Origin of the sequence: Fibrella musci (assembly GCF_041321105.1) — a bacterium.
In the GTDB taxonomy this organism is placed as follows: domain Bacteria; phylum Bacteroidota; class Bacteroidia; order Cytophagales; family Spirosomataceae; genus Fibrella; species Fibrella musci.
Map to the genome: position 1 here is coordinate 49718 of NZ_JBGGWD010000002.1, position 17972 is coordinate 67689.

General features: G+C 56.9%; 18 protein-coding genes. 13 read left to right on the forward strand and 5 right to left on the reverse strand.

Features of this window, described 5'->3' with window-relative positions; all coding sequences use genetic code 11:
- The first annotated feature begins 22 nt into the window (after window positions 1-22).
- Both ACAW74_RS05840 and ACAW74_RS05845 read left to right on the forward strand, forming a co-directional pair.
- Window positions 23-1135, forward strand: a complete 1113-nt coding sequence (locus tag ACAW74_RS05840; protein ID WP_370697270.1) for a sensor histidine kinase — start codon at window positions 23-25, stop codon at window positions 1133-1135.
- Window positions 1136-1229: 94 nt separating this feature from the next.
- Entirely contained in the window at window positions 1230-2021 is a 792-nt protein-coding gene (locus tag ACAW74_RS05845) for a LytR/AlgR family response regulator transcription factor (RefSeq protein ID WP_370697271.1), read from the forward strand.
- Window positions 2022-2037: 16 nt separating this feature from the next.
- Here ACAW74_RS05845 and ACAW74_RS05850 read toward each other — a convergent pair whose 3' ends face one another.
- Window positions 2038-2946: a DUF1338 domain-containing protein gene (locus ACAW74_RS05850; RefSeq protein WP_370697272.1), complete on the reverse strand. Its 909-nt coding sequence runs from the start codon at window positions 2944-2946 to the stop codon at window positions 2038-2040.
- A 116-nt stretch (window positions 2947-3062) separates the two neighbouring features.
- On the opposite strand from ACAW74_RS05850, the gene ACAW74_RS05855 reads away from it, so the two are divergent.
- The 3 genes from ACAW74_RS05855 to ACAW74_RS05865 all read left to right on the forward strand — a co-directional run bounded on the left by ACAW74_RS05855 (window position 3063) and on the right by ACAW74_RS05865 (window position 4957).
- Window positions 3063-4346, forward strand: coding sequence for an APC family permease (locus ACAW74_RS05855; protein WP_370697273.1), 1284 nt, complete (start codon window positions 3063-3065; stop codon window positions 4344-4346).
- A 49-nt stretch (window positions 4347-4395) separates the two neighbouring features.
- A complete protein-coding gene (locus tag ACAW74_RS05860; protein WP_370697274.1) occupies window positions 4396-4623 on the forward strand; it encodes a DUF433 domain-containing protein in 228 nt (75 codons plus the stop codon).
- A 91-nt stretch (window positions 4624-4714) separates the two neighbouring features.
- Entirely contained in the window at window positions 4715-4957 is a 243-nt protein-coding gene (locus tag ACAW74_RS05865; protein WP_370697275.1) for a DUF5615 family PIN-like protein, read from the forward strand.
- A gap of 9 nt (window positions 4958-4966) precedes the next feature.
- On the opposite strand, the gene ACAW74_RS05870 is transcribed toward ACAW74_RS05865, so the two are convergent.
- A complete protein-coding gene (locus ACAW74_RS05870) occupies window positions 4967-6160 on the reverse strand; it encodes an acyltransferase family protein (protein WP_370697276.1) in 1194 nt (397 codons plus the stop codon).
- A 182-nt stretch (window positions 6161-6342) separates the two neighbouring features.
- Here ACAW74_RS05870 and ACAW74_RS05875 point away from each other — a divergent pair, with 182 nt between their 5' ends.
- From ACAW74_RS05875 to ACAW74_RS05895, 5 genes are all read left to right on the forward strand, one after another.
- The gene (locus tag ACAW74_RS05875) at window positions 6343-7107 is read left to right on the forward strand and encodes a M48 family metallopeptidase (RefSeq protein WP_370697277.1); all 765 of its coding nucleotides are present in this window, start codon (window positions 6343-6345) and stop codon (window positions 7105-7107) included.
- Between the two features lie 102 nt (window positions 7108-7209).
- Window positions 7210-7854, forward strand: coding sequence for an RNA polymerase sigma factor (locus ACAW74_RS05880; RefSeq protein WP_370697278.1), 645 nt, complete (start codon window positions 7210-7212; stop codon window positions 7852-7854).
- The gene (locus ACAW74_RS05885) at window positions 7851-8453 is read left to right on the forward strand and encodes a hypothetical protein (RefSeq protein ID WP_370697279.1); all 603 of its coding nucleotides are present in this window, start codon (window positions 7851-7853) and stop codon (window positions 8451-8453) included. The genes ACAW74_RS05880 and ACAW74_RS05885 overlap by 4 nt, the downstream gene beginning before the upstream one ends.
- A 14-nt stretch (window positions 8454-8467) precedes the next feature.
- Complete coding sequence (locus tag ACAW74_RS05890; RefSeq protein WP_370697280.1) at window positions 8468-8920, forward strand: hypothetical protein; 453 nt, start codon at window positions 8468-8470, stop codon at window positions 8918-8920.
- On the forward strand, window positions 8920-10152 hold the full coding sequence (locus ACAW74_RS05895) for a hypothetical protein (protein ID WP_370697281.1): 1233 nt from the start codon (window positions 8920-8922) through the stop codon (window positions 10150-10152). Before ACAW74_RS05890 ends, ACAW74_RS05895 begins: the two co-directional genes overlap by 1 nt.
- On the opposite strand, the gene ACAW74_RS05900 is transcribed toward ACAW74_RS05895, so the two are convergent.
- Both ACAW74_RS05900 and ACAW74_RS05905 read right to left on the reverse strand, forming a co-directional pair.
- Complete coding sequence (locus ACAW74_RS05900) at window positions 10124-12244, reverse strand: caspase family protein (RefSeq protein WP_370697282.1); 2121 nt, start codon at window positions 12242-12244, stop codon at window positions 10124-10126. The two genes, ACAW74_RS05895 and ACAW74_RS05900, sit on opposite strands and share 29 nt — an antisense overlap.
- Entirely contained in the window at window positions 12241-13560 is a 1320-nt protein-coding gene (locus ACAW74_RS05905) for a lipase/acyltransferase domain-containing protein (RefSeq protein ID WP_370697283.1), read from the reverse strand. The genes ACAW74_RS05900 and ACAW74_RS05905 overlap by 4 nt, the downstream gene beginning before the upstream one ends.
- A gap of 154 nt (window positions 13561-13714) precedes the next feature.
- On the opposite strand from ACAW74_RS05905, the gene rpiB reads away from it, so the two are divergent.
- Entirely contained in the window at window positions 13715-14143 is a 429-nt protein-coding gene (gene rpiB / locus ACAW74_RS05910) for a ribose 5-phosphate isomerase B (RefSeq protein ID WP_370697284.1), read from the forward strand.
- Window positions 14144-14309: 166 nt separating this feature from the next.
- Window positions 14310-14948: a DedA family protein gene (locus tag ACAW74_RS05915; protein ID WP_370697285.1), complete on the forward strand. Its 639-nt coding sequence runs from the start codon at window positions 14310-14312 to the stop codon at window positions 14946-14948.
- Here the strand turns inward: ACAW74_RS05915 and ACAW74_RS05920 are convergent.
- Entirely contained in the window at window positions 14928-16244 is a 1317-nt protein-coding gene (locus ACAW74_RS05920) for a gluconate:H+ symporter (RefSeq protein ID WP_370697286.1), read from the reverse strand. The genes ACAW74_RS05915 and ACAW74_RS05920 overlap by 21 nt on opposite strands.
- Before the next feature lie 279 nt (window positions 16245-16523).
- Here ACAW74_RS05920 and ACAW74_RS05925 point away from each other — a divergent pair, with 279 nt between their 5' ends.
- Window positions 16524-17942, forward strand: coding sequence for a M16 family metallopeptidase (locus ACAW74_RS05925; RefSeq protein ID WP_370697287.1), 1419 nt, complete (start codon window positions 16524-16526; stop codon window positions 17940-17942).
- Window positions 17943-17972: the final 30 nt, after the last annotated feature.

The window sequence follows — 17972 nt, forward strand, 5'->3', positions numbered from 1 at the left end:
CGCCGAAATCCTAACGATGAGCATGTTTTCCCTACTGATGACCCACGAGCGGTTCCGCTACCGGCCCACGAACCAACTGAAATGGCAGTTGATTCTGCTGTTTCCGTGGTTTATTCCGCTGGTAACGTACCTGTTGCTGGGGCCGCGCTACTTCCAGCACTGGCCTACGTTTGTGGGGGCCACGCTGATCAACGCCAGCATCGGGGTGACTTGCCAGTTGCTGCTCGATTACATCACGCAACGCATCGCCGACCGCTATCCGGGCCTGCGCCAAACCGGGCTGCGGCTGTTCTGGCTGCTGCTGTCGTTCATGACCATCACGCCGCTGTTTATTCTGGGCCCGATGTGGGCTTACGACCATGGTCACTGGTTTGGGTACGTTTATACGCCCGGCACCGCTACCCGCATTTTGCTCTTCAACGTCGTGGTAAACCTGATCTCGGTAGGGTCGTTCGAGAGCGTGTATTCGCTGACCAAGTGGCGGGAGAATATGCTTGAAAAAGAGCAGCTGAAGAAAATCAACCTGCAAAGCCAGTACGAAAGCCTTAAGAACCAGGTCAACCCGCATTTTCTGTTCAATACACTGAACTCGCTTTCATCGCTGATCGCCGATGAACCCGAGCGGGCCGAAGCGTTTGTCGATGAAATGGCGAAGGTGTACCGCTACCTGCTGCAAACCAACCGCCGCTCCGACGAGTCGACCGATGGCGAACTGACCACCCTGAAAACCGAACTGGCGTTTATCCAGTCGTATTTCCATCTGCTGAAGACCCGCTACGGGCAGGGTATTGCGCTGGTTGTCGACGTACCTGACTCGGCACTCCCCTGTCTGCTACCCCCGCTGACGTTGCAGATGCTGGTCGAAAATGCGGTGAAGCACAACGTCATTCACCCCCAAAAACCGCTAACCATCGAAATCCGGGCCGAAGCCAACAGCCGACTGCTGGTACGCAACAACCTCCAACGTAAAACAACCCGCGTCCTGAGCAATCAGGTGGGGCTAAGCAACATCACCGCCAAATACCGGCTTCTGACGCAGGGTCGGACCAACCTTAATCCCGCCGCGGCTACCGTGATTGTCGACGAAAGCAACGACTATTTCACGGTAAGCCTGCCGCTACTGGGAAATGGGTAGTCATTCATGGTCATTAATTGCTTTTACGATGAATGACTACCAATGACCATGAATGACAATCAATGACGCCGCAAGCAAATGACTACTAACAACCATGAACGTACTAATAATTGAAGACGAAGACCTGGCGGTGCGGAAGCTCCGCAAGCTGGTCGCCGATGTTGACCCCTCGTTGCAGGTGATGGGCGTAACGGCAAGCATCGAAGATTCGGTTAACTGGCTGAACGAACACGCGCCACCTGACCTGATTTTTATGGATATCGAACTGGCCGACGGGCAGAGTTTCGAGATTTTTGAGCAGATCGACATTCGGAGCCGGGTCATTTTCACAACTTCCTACGACGAATACGCGCTACAGGCGTTCAAAGTCAACAGCATCGATTACCTGCTCAAACCCATTCAGCGCGAAGACCTCGAACGTAGCCTCCGCAAGCTCCGCGAGCTAACGACCGTCGATCAGAAAACGGCGGAGCTGACTACGCCACCGCTCAACATCGAGAAGCTACTGCGCGAGTTGCAGGGGGCCGGTAACCCCGCCGCCCGGGAATATCGCAAACGGTTTCTGGTGAAACAGGGCCAGAAGCTGCTGTCGATCGAGGTAAACGACATCCTGTATTTCTACACCGACGAACGGTTCAGCTTCTTCAAGACCCGCACCAACCAAAAATTCTTGGTCGATTATACCCTCGACGAACTGGCCGATTCGCTCGACCCCGCGCAGTTTTTCCGCATCAACCGGGGGCTGATTCTGACGCACGGGGCCGTTGAGCAAATTCAGCCGTATTTCGGTAACCGCCTGGCCCTTACTCTCAAACCGACGTTCGACAAAGACGCCATCGTGAGCCGCGAAAAGGTGAGCGATTTCAAACACTGGATGGGAAAATAACGCTACCTATTGCCCCTTAGCGGCCTGTCTGCGTCGTAAACGTACTCTCGAAAATCTTGTCGGCATTGCCCGCCTCGAAGCCCTCGCGGCGGTGAGCGCGGGTGAGCTGATCGCTGGGTACGTTGGCAAATTCGGGCAAGACACGCCGCTCGGCAAACTCAACGTATGAACCCGCGATCCGCTGCGTTTCGCCACCGGCAAACTCGGCCTCGACCAGTTGCGCTACGGTAGATGCCTGCCGCAACCCGCCATCGGGGCTCACTTTAACCACCCCGCCCGACGAATTCAGCCGGATGCCGCGATCCTGCAAAAAACCCACAAACTCGTCGATGCGGTTGTAGCCTTCTGGCAGGTTGTGCACGCTGATGGTGAAGTGGTTGAGGTAATAGCGGTTATAGATCACCCAGGCCGCATACTCGCTTTCGGCCAGCAGTGTCTGGTAATCGGCGAGGGTGGGCGTCGGCCAGAGGGGCTGGTGCAGAAACGCGTCGATGGCCGCGCCATCCCTCAGATCGAGCGCATCGACGGGATCGCTCGTGACCGTGTCGGTGTATTTGTGGATAATCGCCTGCGCCGTGGTGGATAAGTCGTCGACGCGCAATTCGCTCACGAAGATGCGGGGCAGGTTACCGCCATTGGCTTCGTCAGCAGCGGGTGGGGCATACCACCAGGCATTCAGTTTCTTCTCGACAAACTGGTAGGGGTCGCGTTTTTCGTAACCCAAGGCCAGAAATAGCTTTTCAAACGAAGCGATACCCAGGTGGGGTACGCCCATCGTACGGAAGGCGATGTGGTCGTTTTCAATGTCGGCGGCCGAGTCGATCATGCCCGCGTCGATCATGGCGTCGATGATGCGCTGCACATCGGGCACGCGTTCGCTGTAGCGACGCATCAGCCCGGAAAGAACGGTTTGTAAGGTTGTCATGAAGTTTTTAACGCGAAGTGCGCAAAGGTTGGCGCAATGTGCGCAAAGATTCTTTATTCTCGCAACCACATCCCTTCGCGCTCTTGGCGCCAGCCTTTGCGCACTTCGCGTTCACAATGACAAAAATATCCTGGCAGACGGCTTGCGGACTGGTGATCGCCAACATGATTGGCACGGGGGTGTTTACGAGCCTTGGCTTTCAGCTGGCTACCGTTCAGAACACTTGGTCGATTATCCTGCTCTGGGTGCTGGGCGGCATCCTGGCCCTGATCGGTGCGTTTACGTTTGCCGAATTGGGCACCCACTACGCCGACCAAACCGGCGGCGATTACGTGTTTATCCGCAATGGCTTTCACCCCTTTCTGGGTTATCTGGCAGCCTGGACGTCGCTGATCGGTGGGTTTGCCGCGCCCGTTGCCATTGCAGGGAAGGCCATGGAAGCCTATCTCACCCCCTTCGGGTCAGCCCTCGGAGGAGTCAACCTCCGGGCGCTGACAGTCGTGCTCATCATCAGCATCGGGCTGCTGCATACGGTGAGCCTGCGGCAGAGTAGCGTCTTTCAGAACCTGACCACGCTCATTAAGCTGGCCTTTGTGCTGGTGCTGCTCGCCATTGGTGTGTTTGTGACCGCCGCCCCCGACAATGCGCTGAGCTGGGACGGTAGCGTTCAACGCGAGGTATTCACGTCGCCTTTCGCCGTCTCGCTGCTTTATGTGACCTACGCCTACACGGGCTGGAATGCGGCGGCCTACATCGTTGCCGAAATCAGCGCCCCCCGCCGTAACCTACCCCGTGCCCTGCTGCTGGGTACGTTGCTCGTTACGGTGCTGTATGTAGGCCTGCAACTGGTGCTGCTCAAATTCGCGTCGGCAGGGCAGTTAACGAATCAGGCCGACGTTGCCGTAATCGCGATGCAGAACCGGCTGGGGGCATCGGCGGGGCGGTGGGTCAGCGCGGGAATTGCCCTACAACTACTCGCCACCATGAGTTCGTATGTCTGGGTGGGAAGCCGCGTGATGCAGCGTATGGCGCAGGACTTTCCGCTCTGGCGCTTCTTCGCTGTCCAGTCGGCGCAGCAGATTCCGGTGCGGGCTATCTGGCTGCAAACCGCCGTAACGCTGGTGCTGCTGTTTTCAGGTACGTTGGAGCAGGTGCTGCTCTGCACCTCGTTTGTGCTGCAACTGATGGGTACGTTGGCCGTGGCCAGCCTGCTCCGCACGCCGCGCCGCCCGTCCGATTTTCACAGCCCGTTTCGGCCGTGGCTCCAATGGGCTTACATCGGGTTCAGCCTGTTTGTGCTGGCCTTCATCCTGACCGACCGCCCCCGCGAAAGCCTCGCGGGCCTGGCCATCATCGCCGTTGGCGGGGTTACGTATTGGATTGGCAATCAGAAGCATTAACTTAATTCGCGGATAGAACCGTTACAAGGGCATACAGATCACCAGTAGTATGGACAATTATCAGCAATATATCAGTCTCGATCCGGCCATTCGGTTTGGTAAACCATGCATTAAAGGCACCCGCATTACAGTACAGGACATCTTGAACTGGCTGGCATCTGGTATGACAAACGAGGAGATTCTCGAGGATTTTCCAGAATTGGAACTGGTTCATATCCGAGCGGCCCTCTTTTTTGCCGCCGACAGCGAACGTCGTACCCGTCTGGTAGCCGCTTGATGAAACTGCTCCTCGATGCCAACCTCTCCTACCGGTTGGTTAAAAGCTGGCTTCTGTTTACCTGGTTTGTCAGCACGTTACGCGAACAGGTTTGCTGGTTCCGGCCGATGACATAAGCATCTGGAACTGGGCAAAGACTAATGTCTACGTTATCGTGACTAATGATGACGATTTCTATAATCTGGCAAATACGTACGGATTCCCGCCGAAAGTGGTCTTACTACGCATGGGCAACCAATCGTCTTCAAGCGTAGTAGCCACCCGGTTTAAGCATACAGACGATTTGCGGCGATTGGCCGATTCAGACGAATACGGTATCCTCGAACTATTCTGACTAACGTCGCTACAACACACCAGCGATGGTGTCATTTTTCCGAAGCCATTGACTGCTGAGCCAGCTCAGGCTAGTAGCCCCTGCAAAAACCAGCAGGCATTTGATGCCGGCGGGCCACTCAACCGGTAGTAGGGCAAACTGAAGCCAGGTTACGAAGCCATAATGCACCAGGTAGATGGCATAGGCGTTGGCCGACAGCGATGACCACCCTTTGCTGGGCCGGTTCATACACTGCCTGAACAGGCTGAGGCAGGCCGCTATGCTAGCCAAACAACTGCCAACAACCAGTATATCATACAGCAGGTACCCCTGCGTTTCGGTCAGGTGGCCGAGCCCGACCTGCTGCGCACCGAACTCGGCTTCGACCCGTACCAGTCCGTAACTGAGTAAGCTCAGACCAACCCAAACCGGCCAGTTCACGCCCAGGAGTTTTTCGTGCCGGAACAGGTGGCTTTGCCAATCGGTCGTACCCAGGCAAAGACCCAGTCCGAAGGCCATCAAATAAAAGAGCACCCGGTTAAGCTGAACGTCGAACGGCCCCCAGTTCCCCACCCAGGTAAAATGGCCTACATAGAGGCTCAACGGCGCCAGACTGACAAACAACAGGCCATAGAGGACAGCGCAAAACCGGAGCGGGTGCTGGCTCAGGTTCGTCAGCCAGCGGCCTGTTTTTACAAAAAAAGCGGAACTCCATTGAAACAGTAGCGCGGTAATTACGTCGAAGAAAAGCAGCAGCCAGATAAACCAGGGCGGGCCCACCGGCCATTGCTGGCTGGTCAGGTAATCCGAAACGAATACATCGAGGCGGGAGGTGCCAGTAGCCAGGTAGAATGAAGGCCAGTAAGCCAGCGGAATCAGCAGCAGTTCGGCGATGAGAAACGGAACTACCAGCCGGGCTACGCGATCAGCGAGATACGCCTTCGGCCCCTTGCGCGACAGGCCCCGATACACAAACAAGCCACTCAAAAAATACATCAACGCCATGAAAAACAGGTCGTTGAACCCAACAAACACATCCAGTCCCACCCACCGTTGCTGGTCGACGATGGGCGCCGTCGACTCGATGTAGCGAGTGGGTACAAACCGAGCGAACGTGGTGTAGGCCAGGGCCGCATGGTGTGCGACCACCAACACGGTAATGAATGAACGCAGGTAATCGAGCCAGAGCGCCCGGTCCGTCTTACGAGACGTAGTAGATTCCATGCCAGGGTTACAGCTTGGCCGCTTTTTCAGTAATGAAGCGAAATAACTGTAAACGCTGCATGTCTTCTAACGGGTTGGCGGGACAATGGGCGGGCTAAACTATTCGACGGTTTGTTGGTCTATAGATAAATGTCGTGCGCTGGTTGCGCTACGATACCCATTGACAAAACACACTCAACCATATGATTCGCAAGACCTTAATCGCCATGAGCCTTGTTGCAACGACCACCTCGGCAACGCTGGCTCAGAACGGAAGTCTCGGTCAGGCCGCGGCTGAAGGCCTCGGTTCACTGACTTTATCCGATCAGCAGGTAGCCGAGTATTCGCGGCAGGCCGTAGCCCAAATGGACGCCCAAAACCCCATAGCCGGGCCCAACGATCCATACACACAGCGGCTTAACCGCATCGTTAGTCGGCACCGCACCATCGATGGCGTACCAATCAACTACAAGGTGTACATGGTGAAAGATGTCAACGCCTTTGCTACCGCCGACGGCAGCGTGCGGGTGATGAAGGGCCTTATGGACATCATGACCGACCAGGAACTGCTGGCCGTGATGGGTCACGAGATCGGGCACGTCATCAACCACGACACCCGCGACGCCATGAAGGCAGCCCTGCGGCGGTCGGCTTTCCGTAACCTGTTGGCGTCGCGCTCAGGCGTGGTGGGCAACGTAGCCCGCTCACAACTAGCTACGCTGGCCGACGGGTTGTTCGGGGCCAAGTTCAGCCGTCAGCAGGAAACCGAAGCCGATGACTACAGCTACGGCTTCCTGAAACGGAACGGCTATAACGTACTTACACTGGCTACGTCGTTCGAGAAACTGGCCAAACTGAGCGGCGGAAGCGGCGGTGGCCGGGTGGCCGAGATCGTATCGAGCCACCCCGACAGCCAGCGTCGGGCGCAGCGGGTTCGCGACCGGGCCCGTCAGGAGGGCATTCGATAAGGTACTTCGAGATGATTGTGAAAAAAAAAACAGCGGGACTGGTAACCTCTGGGTACCTTCCGACATATACTTATACAAGTGGGAAGTTCCCATGGACCCGCTATGAACACACTCGTGCCATTCAGCAAAACGGTCGAACTGATTCGCCAACGTGACCCAAGAGTCTGGAGTGCGCTCCTGCGGCGGAATAAGGTGCGCCTAGCAGGGTATGCACACCGCAACGGTCTCTTTGGAAGCGACGACATTGCCGATCTGGTTAACCGGACGTTTGTGGTATTAATGGAACGACTTGATGATACAGGCATCCAGCTCAGTTTCGAAAACGAAGCGAAGCTGGATGCTTATATTTTAAAGATATTTATCAACCTGACTCACAACGAATTGCGAAAAAAGGGCAGGCATTCGAAGCTCCACATTCCCATGGAACGGATTGAATTGCCTGATGATGAAGACTCAGACTATCTGTCGCAGCCCGACGCTCTACCAGCTGTCGAAGCCTGGTATACCGGCAACGACCCCATCGACGAACAGGAGCGTATCGCACAGATGGGCCGGGCGCTCGAATCATTATCACCTGACGACCGGGAATTACTGATGCTTTGGGCGCAGGGTTATAGCTACGTCGCCATTGCCGAAATACTAAACCTGGGCATTGCCGTCGATAGCCTGAAAGTGCGGGTGCATCGGGCAAAGCTGCGCGTTTCCCGATGGTTCGCCGAACATACACAAAAAATTGCCCTTATATGACCACCTCCCCTGATGCCTTTGGCTTTGCCTTGCAACGTATCTGGCTGGCCGCCCCCGACCCGTTCACCGCCCTGTCGGAACAGACGGCCGATCAACTTGTCGACTACCTGATGGTGACAGAGCCGTCGGCTACACTCCCCTCCTTCTACGAACATCAAATCCTGGAACGGCTCGGCATTGCAGCGTCTTCACCATCCTTAGGCGATTACCTAGCTACCCGGCTGGTAGACACCCGTCTCGACTGGCAAACGGAGCAAACCGGTTTGTCGACCGATACACTGGAAGCCATCTGTCAGGATAACCTTATGCCGACATCGATTCCGCTGATGCGCATGAAACGGCTCATCGGCTTTCTGGCGCTCTCGGTCGAAGATACCCTGCTAGCCATTGAAGAAACGGCCTATCGGTTTCAGAAACAGTTACGGGCCAACCCAGCTTTGGCGCAGGTTGCCTACAGCCGAATCGCTCCACCCAGTAGCGAGAGCGCCTCGTTGGCCAGTAGTAACGGCGACCGGTTGTTTGAACAGGATGAAGCGATACAAGTATATCTCGATCGGTTGAGTGCCCTGCTATCAGCCGATGTTCACAGTCAGGATTAATCTTCATCAACGTTATGTCTATTATCAACTCATGGACCAGCCAGTATTCAACGCTGGCCGGCGTAACCGATTCGATCAACGAGTCGGTGCAGGTGTTAATCAAGGAAAAACAGGTCAGTAAGTACCCACAGCTGGCCGATAAGTCAAGCTTTCAGGTGACCGACGAGCAGGTGCACGACGCGCGAAAACAGATAGCGAGCCTAATCGAGAATCTGATTGCCCCCATTGCGAGCGATCCGGTAGCGGTGTATCGAACGGCCCCGCTGCCCGAGGATCTGCTCGACGAATACCGCGAACGACTGGAAGAAAACCAACCGGCTCGGAAGCGCTTCGAACAGCTTTATAGTGTGTTACAAAGCGACAAACCCGTGCGCGATGCAGACAAACCAGCGCTCGATGACTTGGTTATGACACTGGATGGGAGCCGGAAAGAGATTTTTCAGAAACTTAGACAAAGCGGCGGCTAATGCGAACGTACCTGATGGGCCTTTTTGTGGATGTACAGGGACGTACCCAGCGAATGCTCGACGAGCTGACGCAGCGGTGCTCACCCCTGTCACCCACGGCTGCCTTTCTGGCGGCGGCACCTCTCAGGGCGTTTATGGACGATACCCTCGAAAACCTGCGCACGCTCGCCAAAGACACCGGCCACATCATCGCCGAACGAAGGCAACTGTACACCGATCTGCTCGTGCTGGGTTCCGATGACGCCGAACGCGAACTGGCCGAGTACGATTCCAGCTACTTCGGCATTTACTCGCGCCTTTACGAACGTCTGCAAAGGCTCGACTATCGCTACACGGTTATTATCCACTACGGCCCGGATTCAGCCGAAATAGGCCATCTACTGGCCCGTATCTACGCCGAAATTGGGCTGAGCACGATTGCCCCGCCGGTGGTATCGCTCATCAGCAAGGCTGAAGACTATTACAGCGCCAATTGCGAAGATGGTGTCATAGGAGCACCTTTCGAGGAAAAACACCACCTGCTCAACTGGCCTGACATCTACCACGAGATCGCGCATTTCATCTACGAAAACCACAAGCACTTTTTGCTCGGACAGGGGCAGATAGAGCAGCAGGTTCGTCAACACTTTAGCTCGCAGCTTGAACAGGCCGAGGCGTCGCGGAAGGGTTTCTGGCGCGACACGCAGTCGCGGTGGCTATCCTACTGGCTCATGGAGTTTACCTGCGACCTGCTGGCAACGTACCTGACGGGCCGGGCCTACGCTTGGAGTAATTTCCGGCTGTCATCGGTCATTCCGGTCGATGGTGATCGAAAGCCCAAACGGCACGTCTACACTGCTTACACCACACACCCACCCAATGAAGCCCGGATGCGGGCCATTTTCAAGATGCTCGAACGCTGCGGCTGGCACGAGGCAGACCTCACGGCGCTCAAAGCCGACTGGATGGCCTACATCCGGTTGAGCGTTCACGAAAAACCCGTCGCCTACGAGGCTATCATCCCTGATGACTTGCTCGAATTGCTCGTCGGATGTGTGTTCGAGGAGTGCCCCAATATTTTACTTCGAAGTTACCACGAGCAGCTTCGGCACGCGCCCATCCGAACGCCCATCGCGCACCTGCTCGACGTGGCGTGGCAGGAATTGCTCGTCCGTCCCGAAAATTATCCGGTCTGGGAAGCCGAGCAAATCCGCCAGCTGCACGCTACCGATACCCCAGCGACTGGGGCGTAAACGAGCCAGGCTGACCAGCAAACACTGCCAGTAAACCACCCGGCCGGAAGTACCGCAGGGCGTCGCGGAGTTGCCGCTGTAGTCTTTCGAGCTGGGTACGTTGCTTTGGGCCGGGTACGTTACTGCTCAGCAGCCGGTCGAGTTGCCAGACTGCCATGCTAAACGCTTCACCCGTGCAGGGCATACCTCGCTGCAGGAGTTGGAGCAGGTTGGCAATAACCTCCTTGTCTCGTTTAGGGGCGTTGGTTTGCAGTAACCAGTAATTACGGAGCAAAAGTCCGTCAGTCAATGCCGGGAACCACTCGGCCAGATTACGTAGCCAGTCGCCTTTGGCCAGATCGTAGCGGCGGGCCTGCAACAATACAATAGACCCTACCACGGCTCCGAACGGTGAGGTACGTTTGGCCTGTAGAGCATCTTGCAAAAAGGTCATATCGATCAACTCGGCGGCCGACACGGCATTAACGGTTTGGTATTTTTCCCAGAGGTTAGCGACCTGCCGAAGCGACGACTCGCTGTTGTTGGCCAGATCGGCTTCGAGTTCTGTTACCTGTCCGTCGGCGGCTACGTTAAAGTTGATTTGAAAAAAGGTCCTTTCGCTACCCAATAGTGTACTATTAATGGGAAGAGGCATGCCAAAGGTGGTCTGGCCGCTGGTGAATTCAAGCCAGAGCGAGAAGCGATGACCGGTACGTACCGAAAACACGACTCGATAGCCCGTCGCCAGGGGCGAATAGTCGGTCCGCTCGACCTGCTCCAACACTATAAACGGCGCGGTAGACAAGGGGAGGCCAGTGCGCCGGTCGTAGAGCCGGGCGCTATCCCAGAACGCCGTGACCGTTTCGCGCCCCATCAGGTCGTGCAGGCTCATGTCCCGTACCGGCGGGCGGCCAAACTCCTCGCCGGGCAACGCGTTGATACTGACCCGGTAAAATGTATTGTTCGGCGTAGTTTCCGGAAAATCGCCAGCCGATTCCGGAAAACTGCGCGTGTCGTCGGCAGGCCTTTCGTTTGTACCGGTGTCAACGGCAAACCGGTGCGTAAACTGCCCCTGTTCCTGCGTCCAGACCGAGGGGATGTACGGGGCCGGTTGCGTGGGGCTGGGTACGTGGGTGATCACCGAAAACAGGTCGAGGGGTTCGCTGCCAAGCTTGATGTATTGCCGTGTTTGCCAGCCCGCCGCCTGCAACAGCTGGTTGTACCGCTGCCCGATGAACCGTTGCAGGTGCGCGAGTTGCACCGAACACGGCTGCGGAGCACATTCGGGCACAAACCCTGCCTGCGACTGTAGCCCGTCGAGCAGCGACCGCCCAAATAGCGAGTAGCCTTTGTCGACGTCGTTGTACTGGTGGGCTGGCATACCGCTGGCCGTCGCGTACAGAATGGCCGAATTGCAGGCCGAGTTGACCGCCGTACCCGACGTGATGGTTAGCACACCGTCGCCCTGAATGCTCAGCGCGGCCAGGTCAGGATGGGTGTTTCGGCAGGCATCGACAAAGAAAAACTGGTCGCAGACGGGCAGGGTCGTCATAGCGTCGGCCAGTTTGCGGATACTCAGCGCCCGGTTGTGCGTGTTGGGCAGGCGTAGGTAGTCGGTTGGCAGCAGCACCTGTTCGCGCTGGTGTATTTCGAGGCCATGTCCGCTAAAAAAGAAGAACGACCGGCTGGCTTCGGCAGCGGCTTTGGGCAATTGCGCCATCGTGTGGCTCCAGAGCGCAACGGCGTCGGTCAGGTTATTGAACGTACCCGGCAGGTTGTGGGTCAGTACGTCGGGTACGTTGTTCTGCTGTACAGCCTTGTTGATGGCCTCAATCTCACTGTCGGTGGGTGCCAGCAGCAGCCAGCAGTGGGCCAGCGGGGCGTTGGTGTACGCGTAGGTCCGGTGGAGCCAGTCGAAAAGGGCGTAGGTGGTCCAGGCCGATACGGCGAGTTGCGCCAGCCCATAGGTATTGGTGGCGATGGGCCCCTGCCCGCCGTCGAGGTGGTCGTAGCGACTGACGCCGATGAGCAGGGCAAATGTACCCGGCGTGCCGGGCGTCCAGTCCTGATTGACCCAAAGGCCGGGTTGCTGCGGAGCGGGTTGGAGATTCATGGGCGAAACCAGTCGGCTGGCAGGTGGGTACGTAGCTTGGTGGCGAATTTGCGGTAAAAACTAGGTTGTTGCAGGTACCCCCCGTGCGCGCTGATCACCGACATACCGCTGTCATAGGATTCGTCGTCGATATTGTCAAAAATCGGTCTGGCGGTATAGCTGAGGTAGTCGTTGGCATCCCAGACGTTCCACCAATGGCCGAGTTGCGCGGAAGCAGGGAGCATCATCTTATTCCCTTTTGCCTGACTAAAATTGGGGCTGCTCATGGCAAAGAGTTTCATTTCCTCGAAAATGCCCACCTGCGAGGCCGTCGCACACCAGAAGTCGACCTTGATGTGCTGGTACTGGGGCATGTTGGGCAGGAAGTACGTCAGCACGTCGTATACAATCTGCCCGCCCATGCTGTGGCTCAGCAGTACAATTGGCTCACCGTGGCGCTGCTGTTGCAGGTCATAAGCCTTTTCTAGCTGATCGAGCAGTCGTTGCGTAATCTCGCCGGGCTGTTCGGGTGTACCCCGCCGACCCAGGTACGTAAACACATCGCCGAAAAACAACATAGCTCCGCTGTTGAGCGCCGGCCGGAACCGATTGAGCACGCGGGTCAGCACAAAACCGTCTAGTTGGTCGGCGCGGGTCATGGCTTCCTTGATCCGGTCTTTCAAATCACCAAACCAGCCCGGTCCCTGAAGCAATAGCCCATCGCGATCCCGTTCAAGTTCGGTGTATCTGGCCTCGATCAGCTTTTGCAGCAGGGCGGTTTCGGCATCAGCATTGGGTTCGGCGGCCAGTTTGGCAAACGTCGTCGGGTTCTGAGCTACCTCGTCGGCAGCGATGATCGCCAGGGTTTGTTGCCACGGTTCGGTTACAGGTTTGGTCAACACCGTCGTTACGGCCAAGTCGCTCAGTTGGTCGGCGTTCAGGTCACGTAGGCGAGTTTTAGGTTGGGCTGGTGGTGGGGTGGTGTTGGTATTGCCCGTAGTCAGCCCCGAATTGGCATTTGCGGTTACCGCGGCTGGCGTCGCAAGCGGTACGCCTTTCAGCTCGGGACCAAACTCGGCCATGAGTTGGGCCTGTTCGGCGGGCGATACGGCAGCGGGGCCACCCATCATCTGCAGCGGGTCGGGGCGGGGGCAGGCTTGCAGGTTCCAGGCGAAGGTCGCGCCGAGGTCGCCCCAGAACGTGCGCAGGATGGGAACGTTGCCGGGTACGTTGGGGTGCTTTAGTTCATCACTGATGTAGCGGCTAAGCATGGCTTCGCGCTGCGCGAGGTCGTCGGGTGTACGGGTCGCGACACCGTGGATATGTATGATAGGCATAGGAAACGGGGGAGGGCTGGTCAGTCACGAAAATAATCGTTCCATTCAGGGCATCTTTCCCAATTGAGTAAGTGGCAACTGCAGGCCCGATTATGACAAATCGTGTCGAAGTGATGCCGATATTTGGCGCTTCATTCACCTGATTGTTTTTGCTATGACCATCGCCCTCGGCACCGACCACGCTGGCTTTCAGTATAAGGAACTCGTCAAAGCCCACCTCACGCAGGCTGGCCATACCGTTATCGACAAAGGCACGTTCTCGCCCGACCCGGTCGATTACCCCGATTTCATCCGCCCGGCGGCGCAGGCTGTGCTCGACGGCGAGGCCGACCGCGCCATTGTCTTTGGTGGCTCGGGCAACGGCGAGGCCATGACCGCCAACCGGCTGAAAGGCATCCGCTGCGGCCTCTGCTGGAGCGAAGAAACGGCCCGCCTTACCCGCGAGCACAACAACGCCAACGTACTGTCGATGGGTGCCCGCATGATCCCGGAAGACCTCGCCCTGCGCATTGTCGATATTTTCCTGACTACCGAATTTGAAGGCGGCCGCCATCAGGCCCGCATCGACAAACTCGACGCGTAGGGAAACGGCAGGGGGTGGCAGGGAGCAGAGATGGCAAGGCAAGTAGCTAACCCCCGCTATCCCTGCCACCCCCTGCCGTTTCCAACCCCCGCCCCTACGCTAACAAAATAAACACCGGGTGGCTGCGGACGTTTTGCCAGGTACGTTATGCAAAACTTGTCCAGCTATGTCGTTCCAGGAGCTAATGCTAACCTATGGCTACCCGATCCTCTTCGTGGGGGTGATGCTTGAAAGCGAAGCCTTTCTGATCGTAGCCGCTTATCTGGCCCATCGGGGCTATTTCTCGCTACCGCTGGTGATTGGGGTGGCAGCACTATCGTCCTTTGTCGTCTCGCAGCTTTGCTTTTATCTCGGCCACCGCTACGGTTCGGGCTTTATCAGCAAGCGCCCGGCCTGGCAACAGCGGTTTGCTCGGGTGCAGGCACTCCTGCATCGCTACGGAGCGGGGCTCGTGTTTGGCTATCGGGCGCTGTATGGCCTGCGTGGTTTTATTCCCGCCTCACTCGGTCTGGCCAATTATTCGCGCTCCCGGTTTCTGCTGATCAACGGTCTGAGCGCCGTCGTCTGGGCGGTCGTGGTCGCGCTGGCGGGCAACAGCATCGCTCATTACGCTGAATCGCTGTATAGCCAGATCCGGCAACACGACAAGCTGGTGATTCTTTGCCTACTAGGCTTGGGCACGGCGTGGACGCTGTACAAACTGTACAAACAACCCAGCACCAACACGCGCCCTAAAGCGGCAACCGCGGGTTTGCTAGCCGAACCCAAGCAGCAACTGAGCCCTCTACCCCACAAACACGCTTAACGCCATCACCCCGGCCAACCCACACACCGACACGAGCACTTCCATCATCGACCAGGTTTTGATCGTATCGGCCATCGAGAGTTGAAAATAGTCGCGGAACAGCCAGAAGCCCGTATCGTTGACGTGCGAAAACATCATGCTACCCGCGCCGATGCTCAACACCATCAGGTTCGGATCAACGCCCGACTCTTTTAGCAGCGGTAGTACAATGCCAGCCGTGGTGATCCCCGATACGGTCGAAGAACCCACGCAGACGCGGATGACGGCGGCAATGCCCCAGCCAATGACGTAAGGATGCAGCGACGCGTGTTGCATCAGATCGGCGATCGACTGACTCACCCCCGCATCGGTCAGCACCTGTTTCAGCGCCCCCGCGCCGCCAAAAATCAGGAAGAGCATCGCCACTTCTTTTACCGAATCGGCCAGCAGGTCGGCCACTGCCGCCATGGACTTACCGCGCCAGAGGCCCAGCGTAAACAGCGCCACCAGCACTGAGAGCAACATGCTCACGATGGGTTCGCCTACAAAAAGCAGCCCTGCTTTGAGTCCCGACCCCTCGGCCAGAAACGGACTACCCAACGTGCTGACGCTGATGAGCAGAATCGGCAATAGCACCGTCAGGAAGCTCACCAACGTACCTGGCATCTGCTCGTCGGTGAGTTCGGGCGCAATAAATGCCTGATTAGGCAACGTTGTGTACCGTTTCAGGGTCGAGCCGAACAGCATACCCGATACCAGAATGGCCGGAATCGCCACGATAATGCCGTAAAACAGCGTCTTGCCCATGTCGGCGTTGAACTGCTTCAGAATAGCCAGCGGCGCGGGATGCGGCGGCAGATACCCCTGCGTCACCGACAGCGACGCCAGCATAGGAATGCCCACGTAGACTGCCGACAACCGATACCGATGCGCCACCGCGATTACCAGCGGGGCCAGCAACAGAAAGCCTACCGAATAGAACAAGGGCAGGCCCACGATAAAGCCCGTTAGCATAAAGGCCCAGCGGATGTGGCGTGTACCTACCTGCCCAATCAGGGTGGTGGCGATTCGTTGTGCCGCTCCACTTTGGGCCACCAGTTTCCCCAGCATGGCCCCCAATGCAATAATACCCAGAATGGAGCCGAGCGTGCTGCCAATGCCTTTCTGCACCGATTCGACAATGGCCAGCGGAGCCATCCCGAGTGCCAGCCCCACCCCCAGCGATACTACCAGGAACGCCAGAAACGCATGAAGCCGGGCGTAAGAAATCAGTACCACCAGCGCAGTGATACCCAGAACGGTAATCAGTAGAGACATGACAACGGAATGGGTAAGCATTCGCGCAGCGGCCGAAGAAGCGAAGGATCAGTAACAATAAGTATAAAGCCTTACTGACACTATAAAGTCGATTGATAGCTAACCACCATTCAACCGGCCACCTTTCCTTTCGTGTAATCCCCGAACCGCTGCGTAGTGCTATGTAACGCCCAAATTGTATTTTTATACCCAGTCGGCGATACGAAGTGGGTAGATTTGGCCAGTTTCTGATCAGTTTACGCAGTCGATCGCCCATTCATCATACCAAAACCGTTACTCATGAAACGTACAGTACTGCTGCTGGCAGCAGGCGTTTGCGGTCAGCTTATCGCTCAGGCGCAACCCAAAAAGGCGAAGCCGACGCCCACTCAGGCGGTCGTCAGCGCCGGGGCCAAATCAGCGGCCAACACCACACAGGGCCGCATCAAATTTTCGGAGTTTGATCTGCCTAATGGCCTGCACGTGATTCTGCATCAGGACAACAGCACCCCACTGGTGGCCGTAACGATGATGTACCACGTTGGCTCGAAAAACGAACAGCCCACCCGCACCGGATTTGCCCACTTTTTCGAGCACCTGCTCTTTGAAGGCTCGGACAACATCAAGCGGGGCGAGTACATGAAGATCGTGAAAGGCAATGGCGGGCAGTTGAACGCCAACACCAGCCAGGACCGGACCTTCTATTACGAGGTAATGCCGTCCAACAAACTTGAGCTGGGTCTGTATCTGGAATCGGAGCGGCTGTTGCACGCCAAAATCGACGAGAAGGGCGTAGAAACGCAGCGCGAAGTGGTGAAGGAAGAAAAGCGGCAGCGCATCGACAACCAGCCCTATGGCTCGATCTTCACCGAAGTGCTGAAGCATGCCTACACGAAGCACCCCTACCAATGGGCGCCCATTGGTTCGCTGGAGCACCTCAACGCCGCTACTATCGACGAATTCCGGCAGTTCTACAAAGATTTCTACGTACCCAACAACGCTATCCTGTCCATTGCGGGCGACATTGACCCCGCGCAGGCTAAAACGCTGGTAACGAAGTATTTCGCCGAAATTCCGAAGGGCACGAAAGCGATCTACCGCCCGTCGATTAAAGAACCGGCGCAAACGAAAGAGATCCGCGACACGATCTACGACAACATCACGCTGCCCGCCGTAGTGCAGGCCTACCACATCCCCGCGCAGGGTACGCCCGATTCGTACGCGATGGAGGTGTTGCAGACGATTCTGGCTGGGGGCGAAAGCTCACGCATGACCAAGGAGATTGTCGACAAACAGCAGAAAGCGCTTCAGTCGGCGGCCTTCCCGGTGGCCAACGAAGACGCGGGCCTGTTCCTGACGTACTCCATTGCCAACCAGGGCGTTAAACCCGACGAGCTGGAAGCTTCGGTGAACACGGAAGTAGAACGCGTGAAGAAAGACCTCGTTACCGACGCCGAACTGACGAAGGTGAAAAATCAGATCGAAACGAACTTCGTCAACCAGAACGCCCGCATCTTCGGGGTGGCCGAAAACCTCGCCAACTACAAGATGTACTACGGCGACGCCAACCTGATCAACACGGAAATCGATCGGTATAATAAGGTGACGAAAGAAGACCTCCGCCGGGTAGCTAATCAGTACCTCCGCCCCGAAAACCGGGTCGTGCTGTATTACCTGCCGAAAGCCGCCGAAGGCAAAGACACTGGTAAAGGCAAATAGCTTAACTACCCCCCGCCCGAACGCGGGACC

Bases quoted from the DNA above. Each gene is read 5' to 3' on its own strand.
- rpiB (WP_370697284.1), top strand. From the start codon at position 13,715: ATGACCATCGCCCTCGGCACCGACCACGCTGGCTTTCAGTATAAGGAA.
- ACAW74_RS05845 (WP_370697271.1), top strand. From the start codon at position 1,230: ATGAACGTACTAATAATTGAAGACGAAGACCTGGCGGTGCGGAAGCTC.
- ACAW74_RS05870 (WP_370697276.1), bottom strand. From the start codon at position 6,160: ATGGAATCTACTACGTCTCGTAAGACGGACCGGGCGCTCTGGCTCGAT.
- ACAW74_RS05840 (WP_370697270.1), top strand. From the start codon at position 23: ATGTTTTCCCTACTGATGACCCACGAGCGGTTCCGCTACCGGCCCACG.
- ACAW74_RS05895 (WP_370697281.1), top strand. From the start codon at position 8,920: ATGCGAACGTACCTGATGGGCCTTTTTGTGGATGTACAGGGACGTACC.
- ACAW74_RS05850 (WP_370697272.1), bottom strand. From the start codon at position 2,946: ATGACAACCTTACAAACCGTTCTTTCCGGGCTGATGCGTCGCTACAGC.
- ACAW74_RS05920 (WP_370697286.1), bottom strand. From the start codon at position 16,244: ATGTCTCTACTGATTACCGTTCTGGGTATCACTGCGCTGGTGGTACTG.
- ACAW74_RS05860 (WP_370697274.1), top strand. From the start codon at position 4,396: ATGGACAATTATCAGCAATATATCAGTCTCGATCCGGCCATTCGGTTT.
- ACAW74_RS05900 (WP_370697282.1), bottom strand. From the start codon at position 12,244: ATGAATCTCCAACCCGCTCCGCAGCAACCCGGCCTTTGGGTCAATCAG.
- ACAW74_RS05890 (WP_370697280.1), top strand. From the start codon at position 8,468: ATGTCTATTATCAACTCATGGACCAGCCAGTATTCAACGCTGGCCGGC.
- ACAW74_RS05925 (WP_370697287.1), top strand. From the start codon at position 16,524: ATGAAACGTACAGTACTGCTGCTGGCAGCAGGCGTTTGCGGTCAGCTT.
- ACAW74_RS05880 (WP_370697278.1), top strand. From the start codon at position 7,210: ATGAACACACTCGTGCCATTCAGCAAAACGGTCGAACTGATTCGCCAA.
- ACAW74_RS05885 (WP_370697279.1), top strand. From the start codon at position 7,851: ATGACCACCTCCCCTGATGCCTTTGGCTTTGCCTTGCAACGTATCTGG.
- ACAW74_RS05915 (WP_370697285.1), top strand. From the start codon at position 14,310: ATGTCGTTCCAGGAGCTAATGCTAACCTATGGCTACCCGATCCTCTTC.
- ACAW74_RS05905 (WP_370697283.1), bottom strand. From the start codon at position 13,560: ATGCCTATCATACATATCCACGGTGTCGCGACCCGTACACCCGACGAC.
- ACAW74_RS05855 (WP_370697273.1), top strand. From the start codon at position 3,063: ATGACAAAAATATCCTGGCAGACGGCTTGCGGACTGGTGATCGCCAAC.
- ACAW74_RS05875 (WP_370697277.1), top strand. From the start codon at position 6,343: ATGATTCGCAAGACCTTAATCGCCATGAGCCTTGTTGCAACGACCACC.